Here is a 17,106-nt window from a genome sequence, read left to right as displayed (position 1 = left end):
ACAGCATGGGGGACAAAACGGCGATTTCTAGGGGCCACTTTGGTGGGTACTTGGGTGTCCACCCGTCGCCGTCCAGGTGGACACCTCAGTGGGCACCTTGGTGTCCACCCTCGCTGCGGCTAGGGTTTTTGTTGACCTCCTATTCAGCCCCTCGTTGTCCGAACACGAATTGACCCCAGGGCGTGCTCGTGTACCCGTTTTGTGAGTCATTGGACAGCAACCCGTGCCGGACCAGCTCGCTGAGATTCTTCTTCGGGGCATCCTCCGAGATGGTTGCCCGCTCTAACTTCGAAAGGTGCTCCACGATCTGCGGGCCGGTGAGTTCCGGATGCTCAATTACTACGCGCAGGATCTTGAGCTGCATGGGGAGCAATCGAGGGAGAGGGCGGTCTGGTATGCGCGTTGGTGGACGCAAGTCCCTCGGCGGTCTCTCCCCGATCTCAATCTCCCGAACGAGGTGTTCGATTGCGATGGCACATGCAAGTGGAAATTCCACGTCCAATGCGCGGACACTGACAGGCTCAAAGTTGTACGGCTCGTCGCGACCCGTGAACACCTTGTATTCCTCGCTCTGCAAGACGTCATGTACTCTCAATGGCCATCGAGCTTCCGGGAGCGGGATTCCTCCCATCGGCCCCCGAAGCGTAGGCTCAATTCGATAGACCGCCCGCGCGATACTGTCCCAACAGCGGGTTATGTTCGTAGCTTCGTTGTCTGACCAGAGGATCCCAAACTGATCACGGGCATCCGGCAGATATGCAATCAGATAACCCCCGCTCACAGGTTGGCTGCCACCGTCTACGCTGACGCAGCCGCTCACATACTCCTCTTGACACATGCAACCGCAGGGCGACGGAAACGGGGAAGTCTTGTCGAGAAAGCTCGAGTGCAGCAGGTAAGGCCGGGCGCTCGGTTCGCATACGAGGGTGTGGTACACACCCGGGAAGGCGTGCGCGATCTCCAAGAACTGCGAGTGGCACCACTTCAGTCGCTCAACGGACAGTTCCGTGGAAAGGCTGGTTGTCTTCATTGCTCCGACTCCTCCTCCGCGGACTTAGATTTGTTGAAATGTAGAACGCGAGTGCCCCATGACGTGGGGTGATACCCACTTCCGTGATTGGTGATGAGCTTGTGGCGTCCGAGTTCTGAAAGGGGCTTGGCGATTGTGTCTTCAGTCACGGTTCCCCCTTGCGCCTCGGACAACTGCTTTGCGATCTCGCGACGCGAGAGACCCGGTGTGCGGGTGATGATCTCCATGAGCTGGACCTGCAACGGCAACAGGTCTGACTCTTGGCGGTCGGATGGCCACTCCACCCGTGAAGTGGTCGAGGGGGCCATTTGCTCGTAGGCCAATGCGGCACGCTGCACGAGCACTTCAAGAGCCATTGCGGACGCAACGAAGAACTCCAGTCCCAGGTGGCGTCGCGTTAAGTCCGGATACTCCCAAACATTCGTGATTACGTTCTCGTGAAACGGCAGCAAGTCATACACACGGTCAGCCCAGGCGTCCCACGAAGTGGTCTCCACGCCGGAAATAGCCGGCACCATGCGAGACTCCATATCAATGAGCCATCTAACCGCCTCGCGTGCGATGGGCTTCTCGTTCGAGTCCCAGTAGCAGCTCCACCGGAGCTTGCCCGCGACGTCGTGGCAGAAGGCTGAAAGGCCTGTCGGATTGAACGGTCCCCCGGCGCCGATCTGCTCAGTGCAAAAGTCGAGAACGTAGAATCGACTCTTGTATCCCTCTTCCGTTGGAAACGGGTTTGGCTCCTTGGACGTCGACTCGCTCCAGTTGAGCGCCTTGTCCACCTTGGGGTCATGGAACCAAGCAAACGTGTGATAGAACCGCGGGAATCGCTGCGCCGCCTCCAAGAACTGGCCGTGATACCACTTCAATCGGTCGACCGTTAAACCCTTCACCTGCAGTAGCCGGCTCATTGCTCACCTCCAAACAGCCATTCCCGAATCGTGTTCGTGACCGCCAGCAGACGGTCTTCGCCGATCTCCTCACGGTAGACCGCGGACATGTCTCCCGACTCCGGGACGTGCCCCATGATTGCGGAGACCGCCACCGGATCCTTGCACCGCCCGCCGATCGTCTCCGTCGTGTGTCGCAGGCTGTAGAACCCAACCCGCACCCGCTTGAGGCCGAGGCTCGACAGTAGCTTCGTGAACTTGGTGGAGACGCTGTCCGTCGCGTAGCCCGACGGCTTGATGTCGACCCAGGGTCGGCCGGCGTCCGTCAGGAAGACTCGATTCTTGTAGGCGCCCCCTTGCACCGTCTTCCGTACCGCAAGGTAGTCGCGGATCGCCTGGACGGTTTCGGGCCAGAGAGGGATCCGCCGCTCAACCGTGGTCTTGACCCGCGGATAGTCCAGCCACGCGGTATCGAGGTGCAGGTGCGACAACTCCATATGCGCACAGTCCGTTTGCCCCAATCCGCCGTTGACGCCCAGGAGGGTCATCGCTCGCAGCGCCAGGTTGGCCTGACGGGTCGTGCGGGTATTCTTCTGCGGCTCCAGCAGGGCAGTCAGGACGGCTCGGATGTCCGACGCCTCCAGCATCTTCTTCCCGTGCTGCTTCACCAGTTCCTGGCGATTGCGGCGGAGCTCCCGTTTCGTCGGCAGTTTGAAGTCCGGGCCGTACTTGAACGCCCGCGGGACCATGTCCTTCTCGATCGCGTAGTTCAGGACAACACGGATGTGCCGGATCTCATTTCCCAGGTAGACCGGACTCGCCTTACCCTTGGCGATGTGGGCGTAGAGACGGCTGAACTCCTTCGGGCCCAGTGCGGCGAGCGGTTGGTCGGCACCAAAGAACGCAAAGAGTTGATCGGCCGCTCGCTTGTAGTGGTAGAACGTCCGCGGCGAGAGCTTGCCGCGCTCCATGTCGGCTGTCTTCGACGCAAGAAACTCCTCCCGCAGGTCGAAGATGTCCTTGCCGTCCGCGCTGGGCTTCGGCGCCGGCATCTCGCCGTCATAGAGGGCCGGGGACTGACGATCAAACTCGGCCTTGGCCTCGTTGGCGGCCGTCCGCTGGTCGTCGAAGGGAACGATTGACGCCCCCTTCTTGACGCCCCATCGCCCGAAGTAGTAGACCCGGCCAAGGATCTTTTTCGCCCAGCGCCCGGAAGCGTGCGGGTAGAGCGGAAAGGTCGGGTACGGCTTTGCCGGCTTGCGGCGGGCGCGCGTTGCCGTAGACTTGCCCATGTGTGGCACCTCTGACTCATAACTCAGGTGTCATAGCCTCCGGGCGGGTTCCAGCCGCCCGGAGGCATCTACTGTACAAGGGTTTCGGGCCAGTTCAACTCGCAGGCGTCAATTTGCAGGCGTCAACGAGTACGCAGGATTTGGCCGACATGGGCACCGAGTAATGAAAAGACTCGACAAAACGGGAATTGGCGACGGCACAACTTTGGATATCGAATGGATATCGAGTCCAACACGCGCCGGACCGCCATTCAGCCCGCGAGTGGAGAGGACGCTTGACGTGAGCAGCACTCGCCTCCATCACTGGAAAGGCTCGGGCCTGGGGCTTGTGGTGGCCCTCTGTCTTTACGTCGTCCTGACCGGCTACGGCGACCGTGTCCCCTCCCCGGCGGCCGCCGCTCCTCCCGCCAGTTCCTCGGAAGGGATCGTTGAACGGCCCGCGCCAGCCCCCTCCACGCGCGTCGTTCCCTCAAGCCCCATCCGCCGCAGTCCCGGCGGGTTCTCCCGCGGAGGAATCTACTCTCCGTCGGGACCCCCCAGCTCGCTGGGGCCCATCGGCACTCGCGGCATCGGGAGCGGCTCTGGAAGCGGAAGCGGCAACGGAGCGGGCTCCGGAACCGGGACCGCCGCCCCCCGGAAGTCGTTCGACGGTACCTGCCGTCCCCGATCGGCCATGGAAGCGGGATCGATCGCCAAGGGAGAGCTCACCCGCAGCAAGGGGTTCGAAGGGACCGATCTCGCGGCGGCCGTCCGCCACGCGGCCCGCGCCCTCCAGGCCGCCTAAGCTCCGGCGGCTCCTCCCGATCAAGTTCTCCACCGCCTTCGCGGACGCCGACGCCACGTTCAACATGCGGCTCAAGCAGTACGAGCAGAGCCTGTTCGCCAACGCCCGGCCCGACCAGCTCCAGGAGCTGCAGGAACTGGTCCACAAGACGCAGGTCGAAGGGGACGGCTACGCGGACGTCAACTTCGGCAACCAGTCGGTCCGGTACGCCCGCCCGTACCTGTTCACGATGCGGCTGCAGGAGAACCACCCCAACATCGAGCGCCGCGGCTACGGGCGGACGATCTGCCTCTACGACAACGCGGGGGAAAGCTACCTCCCCGGCCAGGACTCCGCTGCCGCGCCGGTCACGCGGCACCTGGCGGAATCGAGCATGCTGTTCTTCGTCTTCGACCCACTCCAGGACAGCCGGTTCCGCCGTCTGGAGGACTCTCTGAACGACGGCATCGTGGACAAGTCCCACCTCGGTTCGCAGGAGGGGGTGTTCGAGGAGGCGGCCACCCGCATCCGGCGGTTCGCGGGGCTGTCGTCGTCGCAGAAGTACAACCGCCCGGTGACGGTGATCGTGACCAAGTGCGACCGCTGGCTGCACCTCCTGTTCGAGAACCCGAGCGAGATGAGCGCCTTCCTGCCGACGCGGCTCCCGGCGGAGGACGGAACCATGCGGCCGCAGACGGCGATCGACGTCGGAATGATCGACCGGGTGTCGCAGCGGGTGCGGCAGCTCCTCGTTGCCACGTCGACCGAGATCGTCAGTGCCGTCGAGAACTTTTCGAAGCAGGTCCGCTACATCCCGGTCAGCGCCACGGGGTGGAGCACGCACGTCGATCCCAAGACCGGCCGCCCGGTGATCCGCCCCGGCGAGGCCGAGCCGTTCTGGGCGGAGGTCCCGTTCCTGTACGCCATGGCCAACAGCAACCTGGGGCTGATCCCGCGGATCCGGGATGGAAAACCGGTCACCTGAGCCGCCGGCGGTCCGCGTTGTCGTGAGTCGTTCGTCGTCTGCCTTGCCACCGATCGGGATGATCGCCATGCCTTACGAGATCCTGTACACGTCCGCCCCGTCCGGTCTCAAGCCGGGGAGCAGCGGGTACTGCACGGTGAAGAGCAGCCGGGGAATTCCCGCCCCCGCGGTAGACATCCTCGAATCGCTGAGCGGTTATCGGCACGTCTTCACGCCGGGGAGCCCGGAGGCGGCGCGGAACCCGGTGAACTGGGGGCACTACTTTCTGCGGATCAGCGGGCGGACGGAGCATGTCCTGTCGCGGGTGTCGGACTGCGAGCTGGACTACACGGGGCGCTCGAACAAGCTCGCGCACCACATGGTGATCGACGCGAGCTGTCCCGCCGGCCCGGCGTGGCTCGTCGGCCAGCCGGGCTGGATGATCGGCCAGTGGGACGGCCAGCTGGAGCAGTTCGCGACCGTGCGGAAAGCGCCGCCGGAGCGGCGGGCGGCGGGACGCTGCGCCGCGTGGGAAGCGGCCACGGGGGACGCGGGCTGGGGAGGCGTTCTCGCCGAGTCGTTCCTCGCCGATCCCGAGCGGAAGATGTTCATCATCTACCGCCCCGACCAGAGCATCCTCCCGCTGATCGAAGAGGCGATCGCGCTCCTGCCGGAGAACCGCCGCTGGGAAGTGACGTTCGCGACCTACGGAGCGGCCCTGCCGAAGACGGTCGAGTGTGCCTGGACGGGAGTCGTCGCCGGTTCGCCGGAGGTCCAGCAGAGCCGACGGTTCGTGAACGCACTCCGGATCGACCTGACGGCTCCCATGCCGAAGGCCGCGGGCGGAACGTTAGTCGATTTCGCCCGGACAGGACGTCGACAAGACGCTGTCCTGCCGAAACGACAAAGCGCTGGCCCACCGGCAATCCCCGGAAGTTCTCACGAGCCGTCCCGCGTTCGAGTCAGCAATCCGGATGAATACTCCGTGACATTCAACGCGGAGCCAGTTGATGACCTCTGCGAAGTCGAGCCTCCATCTTTGCCACAACGGAGCAGACGCTCCAACGTCGTCGTGTTTTGGAGCGTGGCAGTGCTCGTCGTCGCAAGCCTGATTGTCGGATCGGGAACGGCAACCTTGATTTATCTTCGGCAGCGGAATCGCGCCCCAGCGCTACAACCCTCCACGGACGCGCTGGCAGAATCCTCGTCGAGCAATTTGGTATCCGACTCGGCGGAACCGCCCGCCGTTTCACAGGGGAGTCCCTCCAAATCAGCGCCAGATAACTCTGGCGCTGATTCGAACAACGGCGCGGCCTCTCCGTCGCAACCTGACAAACTCGCAAATTCTCTCGCGTCTCCAGACACAACGGCCGCCGAACGCAGCCCCACAAACACCCCAGACAGGCCCGCTGACGCTGGCGCCGTTCCGGAAAAGGTCGTCGAAGGCACGATGGCTAGCGCCTCACCGCCTCCCCCGTCGGACTCGGCAGCGAAGCCTTCCCCGACCAACTCATCTACTCCCCCTCAGCAAAAGTCAGTCACCACATACTTCTCAGTGAAAAGGCCTCACTTTCAAAAGAATTCAGACGCTCCGATCAGCGTTGCTTTCCAACCAGGCGCGCCACTTGGCGGACCGATCACAGGTGGCTCGGTCTTCGTCCCCCGTACTCGCCATGGCACCAAACAAGGTGTCAGCTATTTCGACAGTGTGGAGCAGCGACTACAGGACGGGACGTTTTCAGTCATGCTACGAAGCAAAGTATACGCAGACTCGAATACGCAGTTAATAATTGAGCCAAAGACTTCCGGCGTCCCAACAGTAAACATCACTATTAAGAAGCAGTTCTCAAATGATGGGTGGGAAGAATCGCTCGTCCGAGGCGCGATCCTGCTCCACACCTCTTCCGGTGAGTCAGCTCTCTGGACGTTCTCACCTCCGGCCGGTGCGAGCACAAAGAGCCTCCTCCTAAAAGACTTGGTCGCAGATTTCGCCATCCAAACGGAAGCCTCACACTTTTTGAAGTCTGTCCCCACAGAGGACATGCTGATCGAGAACGTGACACTCACCGTCAACAACAATGTAGTACCGTTGAGTGACACATCGGAAACCGAGATACAATGGAATCTTTCATCATTAACAGACGGGCTGATCAACAAGCTTACCTTGCAGCGAGGTGGTAGCGTTGAGATTAGCGACAAAGGCCGAGTGCGTTTTAGCTGCGACCCGCCGTTGCGGGATTCGGATAAACGACTCAACCAAGAGGCCCAGGAAGTCACGGATTTGCTCGAAAACCTGAAACTTGTAACAACGGGAATAGAATCACGTCATCTCCAAGCTCTCCGACACAACTTCAAAGACGACAGCAACAACTCAAAACTTGAAGAGGCGGTGTCAGCGGCCAAGACCCATACACAGAACCACTTCAATAGTGAGCGGGCCAAGGCCGGCGCGGACGGCAAGAAAATTGACCGTGCCGAAGAAGATGTCCTCTCTGACATAGAAAAGTATCGCAACAAAGCAGTTGCATTCAGAAAGCGAAAACAGATGTTCGCGGCATTTGTGGACAAGACGCACATTGTGTCGGGAGTCATCTCATACAAGGTCTGGCCCCTGCAGATTGTCGGATCAACGTCGGAAGCGGGCCCTATTAGTGCAAGTACGTTTCAGAAGATCGGTGTGTGGCAGATTCGAGCGGAAGACTAGGACATAACCAGTCCGCCAGACTTCCACTACTTCGCAGAAGATTCCAGGGCTGTCAAAATGCACCAGATTCAATCCATCATCGACCGCGTTCGTGTCGCCCTGGCGGACGATCGCATCGAGAGCACTCCCGAAATCCAGCAGCTCGCGCGGGACCTGCACTCCGTCACCCGGAAGCTCAATGAGCGGCTTCGCCGCTGCGGCGAATACCTGCGCCAGGGACTGCGGGCCGAGGCCATCCAGGAAGCGGAACTCGAGCCGCGGCTGCTCGATGCCATCGGCGTCATCCAGAGCCTCTCGGGGGATGAGGTCCTCGCCTGGATCGAGATGATGCAGTTCCTCGAACTGCAGACCCCCGAGCCGATCCTCGAGAGCGTCGCCGAGATGCTCGACGAGGCTTACGGCGAACACGCCCCCCTCGAACGACTCCTCCGTCTGCACCGCAAGCTCGCCCTCCAGCGGGCCCCCCTCGGCCAGCGGCTCACGCTCCTGCGGCAGATCGCCCGCGACGATCCCAACTCCGACTTCTGGCCGACCGACATCAAGGCCTACGAAGAAGCCCGGCTGGCCCAGATCCTTCAGGAAGCGCGGAACGTCCGCAAGGCCCCCACGGTCGAGGGGGCGCAGAGCCTCCTGGGAGAGCTTCTGGGGGCGACGTGGTCGGTCCCCTTCCCGCCGCGGCTCGTCGCGAACCTCCAGTCCCAGCTCCAGGAAGCGGTCCGGACGGATGCCCGGGAGCGGCTCCGCGGTCTCGCCGGCGAACTCCACGCCGCCTTCGGCGCCATGGACTTCGAACGGGCCCGGCCGACGCATCAGGAATGGAAGACCGTCCTGCCGCGGGCCGTGCTCACGCCGGACGACCCGCTCGTCCTCCAGACCCTCCCCGCCCTTTCGTGGTGCGAGCAGCAGCTCGCCAACGAGGCGGCCCAGGCGGCCTGGGCCGACCACCTGCACCAGGTCGAGATGGCCCTGAACCGCGAGCCGGCGGACGAGACCGAGCTGCGGCAGCTCCTCGACCGGACCGCGATGCACCGCCGTCCGCTCCCGACGTCGGTCAAGTCGCGGCTGACGGGGCGGATCGCATCGTTCGAGAATCAGCGGCGGCGGAAGCGGCTCGTCATCGTCGGCGGGGCGGTCGCGGCCACGATCGCGGTCGTCGCCGCCGTCGTCCTGGTGGTGACCCGCGTGCAGGACAATGCCCTCCGCAGGCAGGTGATCGCCCGCATCCAGCAGCACGTCGACACCGGAGAGTTGAAGCAGGCGGAGGAGGTCCGGGAAAAGTATCGCCCCTACTGGCCGGAGAACGCCGACTGGATCGCGGTGGCCGGCAAAGTCGATGCCCTGGCCAAGACGACCGCCGACCGGACCGAGCGGGTCGAACTTCTCCTCGAACGGGCGGCGACCGTCCCGGAGACCGATGCCGAAGGCTTCAAGCGGATCATCGCCGAGGCGACCGCAATCACCGAAGAGGCGCCGGCGCTGCCGGACCTGCGGCGGACCGTCGAAGTCCGGGGGCAGAAGATCGAGATCACCCGTGCGGGGCGGATGAAGTCTCGCGAGGAGGACCTGACGGCCCGGCTGGGAGCACAGGGGAAGCAGGTCGAACAGCTCAAGAGCGAGTTCAAGGATCTCGCGGCGGCGGACTTCGATGAACGCCGGGGACGGATCCGCGACGGCCTCTCGGCGATCGCCTCCGAGCTGCCGGGAATGGCGGGCCGGCTGGCGGACCAGCACAAGTTCCTCCTCTCCGAAGTGGACGACCTGGAACGGCAGTTCACCCGCAACCGCCGTCGCGGCGAACTCCTCCGCGACCTCAAGACGCGGTCCCGCATCCGCCCCGCCGGCAACAGCCAGGCGGAGGCCAAGGCGTACGCCGAGCTCCTTTCGCTCTTCACGACCTCGATCGACGACGATCCGCAGTCGGCCGGCATGAAACGGGCCGCGGCGGAGCTGTCGCAGTGGCAGTCGCTGTTCGCGGTCCAGGCCTTCCCCAGCGATGCCGCGAAGCTCTTCCCCTCGTCGCTCGAACTGATCGGGACAAGGCAGAATGCCATCGAAAAGTATCTGGCGGACTATCCGCAGTCCCCCTTTCGCCCCGCCCTGAAACGCTATTCCGCGGTCCTCGGAGTCCTGGAGAAGCGGTACAAGCCCGCCTCGGGGCTTCTGGCGCAGATCACGGCGGACATCCTGGAGTCGGAGCACATGCGGGACCTCTACATCCTGCAGGTCGCTCCCGACCAGAAGAACTCCTGGACCTACTACGTGAACTTCCGCGAGCCGCTCCGTGAGGAGCCGATCATCAAGTTCACGCGGTGGTCGGTCATGGAGAACCCGGAAGAGGTCAAGGTCCTGCCGAAGAGTCTCCTCAGCCTGAAGCCGGCCGTCGCGCCGCAGGTGGCGCTGGCCCAGAAGATCCGCGAGCACCTGAAGGAGATGCGGGCGGAAAGCTGGGACGCGACGATGAGCGCCGTGATCCAGACCGTCATCAACGAGAACCAGGTCGACCCGATCCTCCGGCTCCAGCTCCTGAGCACGCTCTGCGGACTGGCCCGGTCCGGGAGCCTGGGGGCGGACCAGCATCCACCGTTCCTCGCGTTCGAAAAGGAGATGACCGACGCGATCGAGCGGATCAACCTCCTGACCGACTGGGCCGACCCCAAGAGCGACGACGTCAAGGAGCGGCGGGCGAAGTGCCTCGACTACCTGCGGGGGATCGCGACGCTCGACTTCGCCAAGGTCTGGCCCTCGTCCAAGGCGGCCCTGCAGCAGATCGAAACGGAATTCGCCGCGCAGTACCAGGCGGTCGGCTGGATGACCTATGACGACGCCGGCAAGCCGACGCTCGACGTGACGCTTCCCGCCGGAGCCTGGACGCTGGTGGCGGTGATTCCCCCCGCCGGCGGCGCGGAGCCCGGAAAGGAAGACGGCAGCGGAGCCGAGAAGGAGGCGGCCCGCCTGGAAGTCCTCGGCCGCTACGAGCGGGAGACGCTGCACCTCGTTCCGGCGGCGACCGCCGCGCACTTCCTCCCCGGGCGGCTCGTCTTCGCCCGGCCGCTGAACTCCTCGTCTCAGGTCTCCTCGAACTGAGCCATCCTATGAGCCCTCCTTCTCCCCCTTCGTCCCGCGCCCCGTCCCCCGGAGCGGATCCGTTCCGGTACTTCATCCGCCTACGCGGGCAGGTGAAGGGGCCGTTCTCCGTCGATCAGCTGACCCGCATGGCGGGCCGGGGGCAGTTCAGCAAGCTGCACCAGATCTCGATCGACCAGGCGCAGTGGAGTCCGGCGACCGAGCTGCCGGGAATGTTTCCCGACAAGCGGGGGGCCGCTCCTCCCGTTCCCGAGCCGGAACCGGTCGCCGTCGCGCCAGTCGCAGCTAAGGAGTGGTACTACAACTCCGGAGACTCCAAGATCGGGCCGGTCGACGAGGCGTTCATCAAGAACCTGATCGTCTCCGGAAAGGTCGAGGCCGACACGCTCCTGTGGAAGACGGGGCTCCCCAACTGGCTGGAGGCCCGTCAGTTCTTCCCCAACGCCTTTGCCTCTCCGCCGCGGATGACCGCCGGGAAGTGGGCCGCTCTCGCGGCGGCAGTGTTTTTGACGGCGGGGATCGGCGTCGGCGGCTATCTGCTGTATACGAGGAACCGGCCCGCCTCCGCCGTCGAGTCCGCCTCGCATGCACCGGAGTCGCCATCGACGCCGTCCGACGGCTCGATCCCCAAGGGGAGCATCCATTCCACGAACCTGGCCGACGCCGCCGTGAACGCGGCGATCAACGACGCCACCGGGATGGTCGTCTTCTATCTGGAGATCGACCTCACGACCGGGGAGCACCATGAGCTCGGCCGGGGCCACGGGACATGCTTCGTCGTCACCCCCGAGGGGCACGCGCTGACCAACAAGCACGTCATCGACGAATACGAGAAGTTCGAGAACGCCACCGACGAGGGCCGGGTCCGACGCCTCCTGACGTCGCTCAAAGAGGTCTACGCCGTCAAGCGGGACGGGACAGGTCGGCCCGTCGCCGACAAGGACGGCCGGCCCGAACTGGATCCGGACGTCATCGCCCTGATCGATCAGGTCGAGACCCGCATCGGGCACGTCGAGCCGGTCCTGGTGGTGTACTTCGGCTCGCAGCACTACCCGGCGGACCTGCTCTATTCGAGCACGCGGTTCGACATGGCGGCGATCCGCATCGACCGGCCGGACCAGACCGCCCACTTCGCCCTCAGCGGGCAGAGCAAGGCGGCCAAGCTCTCCGAGGTCGTGGCCTTCGGCTACCCCGGCGTCTCCCAGCGGGCAGTGACCGACGAGGAACGGGCGGTCGTGGCGGCCAAGTCGAAGCCGGAGTCGCTCGGCGAACTCCTGTTCGGCAAGGAGAGCCACCGGGACTCGTTCAAGGCGAGCGCCTTCGAGCTGACGCCGACCCCCGGACAGATCAGCGTGGTCCAGCAGGAGACGGGCGGGATCTACAACGTCCAGCACACCGCACCGATCCGCCCCGGGAACTCGGGGGGACCGCTCGTCTTCCGGGAAGGGGAGCAGGCCGGAGTCGTGTACGGGATCAACACGCTCTATCTCAAGGAGGACTCGCCGGTCTACGTCGCCTTCCCGGTGGCGCAGATGCGGGAGGAACTGGAGAACGAAGCCAAGATTCCCGCCCTGCAGTGGCGGTAGACCGCCCGGACTTGTAAGGCTCCGGTCCCGGAGCGGAGAGTGATGATGTCGACGAGACTGTCCTGGTTCTCCGAGGATCCCGAACAGCGGCTGGGCTTTGCCGGGGGGCGGTTCACCCGCGTCAATTCCCTGCTGACGTTCCTGTGCGCGGTGCTGATCACGGCGGCGTTCTTTGCGGCCCTCTTTCCCTTCCGCGAGGCGCCGCTCGTCCTCCCGTTCTTCCGGGACGGGAGCAAGACGATCGCGGTCTCGATCATCTTCCTGACGGCGTGGTCGGTGATGATCCTGCTGCTCAAATCGCTCAAGCTCCGGCTCCAGCGGCGGGCGCTCGCCATCGCGGTCGTGCCGGAGGAACGGGACTTCGTCCTCTCGCCCCATACCGTCGACCAAGTCCAGGAGCAGATTCACGCGGCGGTCGACGATCCGCGGTACTTCATCCTCTTCAACCGGATCGATACGGCCCTCTCGAACCTCCGCAACCTGGGGCGGATCGGGGATGTCGCCGAGATCTTCAAATCCCACGGCGACAGCGACGAGGCGACCCTCGAGACCTCGTACCTGATGGTCTCGGCGTTCATCTGGGCGATCCCGGTCCTCGGCTTCATCGGGACGGTGCTGGGGCTCTCGGCCGCGATCGGAAACTTCGGCCTCGTCCTGAGCACGGCGACCGAGCTCGAAAGCATCAAGGGGAGCCTGCAGTCGGTGACCGGGGGGCTGGCGACCGCCTTCGAGACGACGCTGATCGGCCTCGTGGCGGCGCTTGGCGTGCAGCTCCTGGCGGTCGGGATGAAGAAATCCGAGCAGGAGTTCCTCGACGCCTGCAGCGAATACTGTTCGCGGCACGTCCTCTCCCGCCTGCGGCTGTTGCCGCTCGACAGCGACTGAGGCGCCGCGGCGTCCCCTGCGACTCTCTCCTCTCTCGACAGATCCCCGGCCGAAGGAATCCTCGACATGCCCCGCCGACGGAACACCGGGTACGCGATCTCGCTCTTCGCCTTTCAGGACATCATCACCTCCGTCAGCGGCGTGCTGATCATGGTGGTCCTGCTGCTGGCGGTCGAATTGACGCAGCGGACCCTCGGCGCGGCGGACAAGGCGACCCGCGCGGGAGTCCGCGAGACCGCCGCCCAGATGGAGTCCGAGAAGCGGCGGCTGGCGGCCGAATCGGTCGAGCTGGAGGCGGCGGTCCAGCAGGCCGAAGGGCTGATCCGCCGGGCGACCGACGCGCCGAGCGGCCTGATCGACGAGAAGATCCGCAGCGAGCAGGCGGCCGCGGAGGCGGTCCGCTCGGAGCTGGGGGAACTGGGGTCGGCCGCCGAGGAGCTGGGCCGGGCGGAGAACGAGCTGCGGAAAGGGGAGGCCCGCGCGGAGAGCTCCGATCGGGAGCGCCGCGCGGTCGAGAAGCGGATCGCCGAAGTCCAGGCGGCGATCGAGAAGCGGAAGAACGATCGCCGCGTCCGCTACGCCGCTCCCCGCGGCATCACTCCGGAGCGGGCGTGGGTCTGCGAAGTCTCGGAAGCCGGGCTCGCAATCGGCCTGATGGAGGGGGAGGACGAGCTGCACCGGATCCCGGTCTCGATCGCCAGCCTCGACATCGCATGGGCCGGAACGATGGAGTCGCTCCTCTCGTGGATCCGGGCGCGAAAGCCGCCCGCGGAGTACATCCTGTTCCTCATTCGGCCGAGCGGCTCTCCCTTCTCCAAGCTCCTGACGAAGCGGACCGGGCAGCTCCCCTTCCAGCTCGGGATGGAGCTGATCGGCGAGGAGGAGGCGATCGAACGCCGTCCGAAAGGAGCCCTGCCGTGAGCCGCCGCAAGGAATCCGTCGGGGACAGCCTGGAGCTGCTGCTCGACACGATCTGCAATATGTTCGGCGGGATCGTGTTCATTTCCCTGCTCGTCATCGTGATGCTGCAGATGAGCGGGCAGCGGGGCCTGCGGGCGAGTGCGGACGATGACGCGGAACCCGTTTCCCAGGAAAGGCTGGCAGCGCTGGCGGCCGATGTCGAGCGGCTGCGGCTCGACCGGGACCGGCTCCAGGCGGCCCGAACCGCGCAGATCGAGCTGATCTCCCGGCTCATTCCGGAGGACTACCAGGCGCGGCTCGACCGCTGGCGGGACGCGGCGCGGGAGCGGTCCGAGCTGGAGCGGGAGGTTGCGGGGCTGGAGTCCTCGAACGTCGACCGGGTCGGGAAGGTGAGTGAGCGGAGGAAGGCGATCACGACGAAGGCGCGGCAGCTCGCCGGGCGGCAGCGGGAGCTCGCGGCGCTCGAGAAGGAGCTGCGGTCGATCCCGGAGCGGCCAGCGGAGTCGCTGCCGCTGGCGGAGCACCGGCGGGAGCTCAGCGCGGTTCAGGTGTGCCTCTGCTACGACCGGTTTTACCTGCGGCACCGCTATGTCGGAGGCGAGCCGGCGGGGCCGAATCTCGATGACTACTTCGTCTCGAAGGCGGATGACGACACGCTGCATGTCCACCCGAAGCCGACGGGGGGGATCGTGATCGATGCCGGTCCGCGGGGTGAGGCGGAGATCCGGCAGATGCTGCGGGCGTTTTCACCGGAGGAGCATCAGATCAATGTGACGGTCTGGCCGGATTCGTACGATTCGTTCCGGCGGTTGCGGCAGATCCTGGCGGGGGCGGGTTTCCGTTATGGGATTCTGGCGTGCGAGGCGGACAACACGGTGGCCGACCGAGGCGGGGAGCAGCGCCCATCGCAGTAAGGGCCCAAAGAACCGGGTCCAGGGGCTACCCTGGTGGGGAGTGCAGAGGGGCAAGGCCCCTTTGCCCGCCGGAGGCCTGGCCGTCGAGAGATATCTGAAGGAGAGCGTGTCCAAACGCGGACACCGTGCCGGATGCCCCCTCATCTAACCCGCGGGGATTGCAAAGCGAGCGTCGAGTCCTCACTGCCGGTACCACAAAGCGGATGCCCGTTGTGTACCACGGTTCCTCATCGAAGCGCCTCCGGCGGCAAGGGGGTGAGACCCCCTTGACCCCAGCGGCCGTCGCACGTTGGGTTTGACGTAACAACACTGCGCCGGCATTGAACCCCCGGCGCGCGAAAGCGGGGGGCTCACGCCCCCCGTTCGCCGGCTACCAAGTGCCGCATTCGCAACTATTCCTTCTTCGCACCAATCGCCATCAACTTCGACTTGTTCGTGATGTAGATGATGTCATTCGCCACGATCGGCGTGCTGTACACCGAGTTCCCACACTTGTTCTCGTTGATCAGCTCCATCTCACGGCTCAGCTTGAAGACAGCTACGTCGCCGTCCTCATCACCGATGAAGACCTTGCCGTCACAGATCATCGCCGAACCCCACGAGGCGGCGAACATGTCGTAGTTCCACAGCGACTCCCCGGTCTTCGCGTCCAGGCAGTGGAAAATCCCGCTGAAGTCCGCAATGAACAGGAGGTCATCCTTGATCGCGCACGTACCGATCGTGCGGTGCATCTCCTCTTCAAAGTCGATCTTCTTGTCCCCGCTGATGTCGGCCCCTTCATAGTGCCAGATCGCGCCGGAGTTCGGATTCGGGATCGCCTTCTCGCCGGCATTCGGATCGATCGCCTGCAGGCGGCGGGTCCCGTCGCCCGGATCCTCGATCGGCTTGTCGTTGCTCCCCATCGCGATCTCGGGACTGATGTCCCCCCGCTTCGTCGGGTCGATGCACCAGAGGTGCCCGTTCCCTTCGCCGTGCTCCGGGTCTTCGCCGACGCCGATGTAGACCTTCTCGTCATAAATGACCGGCGTGGCGATAAGGTGGTTCCGCTCGCTCCGGCCGCTGACGCTGTACCGCGACGCCTTGGGATTCGCGTCGAACTTCCACAGGAGCTTCGACTTCCCCGCGCCGTCGCCGGCCGGATCGAAGCTGTAAAGCCAGCCATCCCCGCCGCCGAAGATCGCCTGGGCCTGCCCGCCGATCACCGCGTAGGCGGGGGAGGACCACTGGCCGTGGAGAATGTTCTTGCCGGGGGACTTGTCGGTCCAGAGCACCTCGCCGGTCGACTTCTTCATCGCCAGGAAGCTGGCGGCGTTGGGGGCCGGGATGTTGGTGTGGGATTCATCGACGCCATTCGAAGTGCAGACGAGCAGCGTGTCTCCGGCGATGAGGAGCGAGCAGCTGCACATGTTGTGCTGGGAAACGCCGAGTTTCCCCATCATGTCGAACTTCCAGATGATGTCCGCTTCGTTCTTGTTCTCGTTCTCCTCGGACTTGAACGGGCAGTCGTTCTCGCCGTCGAGGAACCCCTCGGCGTCCAGGCACATCACTTCGCCGCGGCTCGTCACAAAGTACAGCCGGTCCCCTTCGCAGGCGGGGGAGCAGCAGATCCCCATCTCGGGCCAGTCATGGACCAGGCCGGAGGGGAGCTTGGTGCTGCTCGACTGCCACAGGAACTTGCCCGTCTTCTCGTCGAAGCAGGCCAGGACCCCCAGGTCGACGTCCTTCGGGAACCGCGAGATGTATCCCGCGTAGTTGTTCGTCCCCACGAACACCTTGCCGTTGGCGACGACGGTGTTGCCATAGGTCTGGGAGCCGAGGTCGGCCGTCCAGAGGATGTTCTCGCCGCTGTCGAGGTCCCACTTGTCGACGACCTTGCCGTCCGGGACGTTGTTGCGGTGCGACCAGCCGCCGAACTGCGGCCAGTCCTTGGCGCCGACCTTCAGCGACTGGATCTCCTTGACCGCCGCGGCGGTCGGATCGGCGGCGTGGCTCATGGCCGGAATCGCGGACAAGGCCAGGGCGGCGAACAGCTTTCGGTATGTCATGAACAGCCTCGTGAGAGGGAAGTATCAGGTG

General features: G+C 64.6%; 12 protein-coding genes. 8 read left to right on the top strand and 4 right to left on the bottom strand.

Features of this window, described 5'->3' with window-relative positions; genetic code table 11:
- Positions 1-139: 139 nt before the first annotated feature.
- The 3 genes from VT03_RS33330 to VT03_RS09990 all read right to left on the bottom strand — a co-directional run bounded on the left by VT03_RS33330 (position 140) and on the right by VT03_RS09990 (position 3,209).
- Positions 140-364, bottom strand: coding sequence for a MarR family transcriptional regulator (locus VT03_RS33330; protein WP_156514383.1), 225 nt, complete (start codon positions 362-364; stop codon positions 140-142).
- 662 nt (positions 365-1,026) lie between these two features.
- The gene (locus VT03_RS09995; protein ID WP_075092847.1) at positions 1,027-1,938 is read right to left on the bottom strand and encodes a hypothetical protein; all 912 of its coding nucleotides are present in this window, start codon (positions 1,936-1,938) and stop codon (positions 1,027-1,029) included.
- Positions 1,935-3,209, bottom strand: a complete 1,275-nt coding sequence (locus tag VT03_RS09990) for a tyrosine-type recombinase/integrase (RefSeq protein WP_075092846.1) — start codon at positions 3,207-3,209, stop codon at positions 1,935-1,937. The genes VT03_RS09995 and VT03_RS09990 overlap by 4 nt, the downstream gene beginning before the upstream one ends.
- 280 nt (positions 3,210-3,489) lie before the next feature.
- Here VT03_RS09990 and VT03_RS09985 point away from each other — a divergent pair, with 280 nt between their 5' ends.
- The 8 genes from VT03_RS09985 (at position 3,490) to VT03_RS34140 (ending at position 15,030) form a co-directional block, all read left to right on the top strand.
- Positions 3,490-3,993 (top strand): hypothetical protein, encoded by a 504-nt coding sequence (locus VT03_RS09985; RefSeq protein WP_156514382.1) that lies wholly within the window; start codon positions 3,490-3,492, stop codon positions 3,991-3,993.
- 64 nt (positions 3,994-4,057) lie between these two features.
- On the top strand, positions 4,058-4,957 hold the full coding sequence (locus VT03_RS09980) for a hypothetical protein (protein ID WP_075092844.1): 900 nt from the start codon (positions 4,058-4,060) through the stop codon (positions 4,955-4,957).
- Positions 4,958-5,024: 67 nt separating this feature from the next.
- Positions 5,025-7,640, top strand: coding sequence for a hypothetical protein (locus VT03_RS09975; protein ID WP_156514381.1), 2,616 nt, complete (start codon positions 5,025-5,027; stop codon positions 7,638-7,640).
- A gap of 57 nt (positions 7,641-7,697) precedes the next feature.
- A complete protein-coding gene (locus tag VT03_RS09970; RefSeq protein WP_075092842.1) occupies positions 7,698-10,724 on the top strand; it encodes a hypothetical protein in 3,027 nt (1,008 codons plus the stop codon).
- Between the two features lie 8 nt (positions 10,725-10,732).
- Positions 10,733-12,310, top strand: coding sequence for a GYF domain-containing protein (locus VT03_RS09965; protein WP_082846099.1), 1,578 nt, complete (start codon positions 10,733-10,735; stop codon positions 12,308-12,310).
- Positions 12,311-12,355: 45 nt separating this feature from the next.
- On the top strand, positions 12,356-13,195 hold the full coding sequence (locus VT03_RS09960) for a MotA/TolQ/ExbB proton channel family protein (protein ID WP_082846098.1): 840 nt from the start codon (positions 12,356-12,358) through the stop codon (positions 13,193-13,195).
- A gap of 66 nt (positions 13,196-13,261) precedes the next feature.
- Entirely contained in the window at positions 13,262-14,116 is an 855-nt protein-coding gene (locus tag VT03_RS09955) for a hypothetical protein (protein ID WP_075092839.1), read from the top strand.
- Complete coding sequence (locus VT03_RS34140) at positions 14,113-15,030, top strand: hypothetical protein (protein WP_075092838.1); 918 nt, start codon at positions 14,113-14,115, stop codon at positions 15,028-15,030. Before VT03_RS09955 ends, VT03_RS34140 begins: the two co-directional genes overlap by 4 nt.
- Positions 15,031-15,422: 392 nt before the next feature.
- Here the strand turns inward: VT03_RS34140 and VT03_RS09945 are convergent, their stop codons facing one another.
- Positions 15,423-17,075 (bottom strand): PQQ-binding-like beta-propeller repeat protein, encoded by a 1,653-nt coding sequence (locus VT03_RS09945; RefSeq protein WP_075092837.1) that lies wholly within the window; start codon positions 17,073-17,075, stop codon positions 15,423-15,425.
- Positions 17,076-17,106: the final 31 nt, after the last annotated feature.

The organism is Planctomyces sp. SH-PL14, assembly GCF_001610835.1.
GTDB lineage: Bacteria > Planctomycetota > Planctomycetia > Planctomycetales > Planctomycetaceae > Planctomyces_A.
This window is presented reverse-complemented; position numbering and strand designations above follow the sequence as displayed.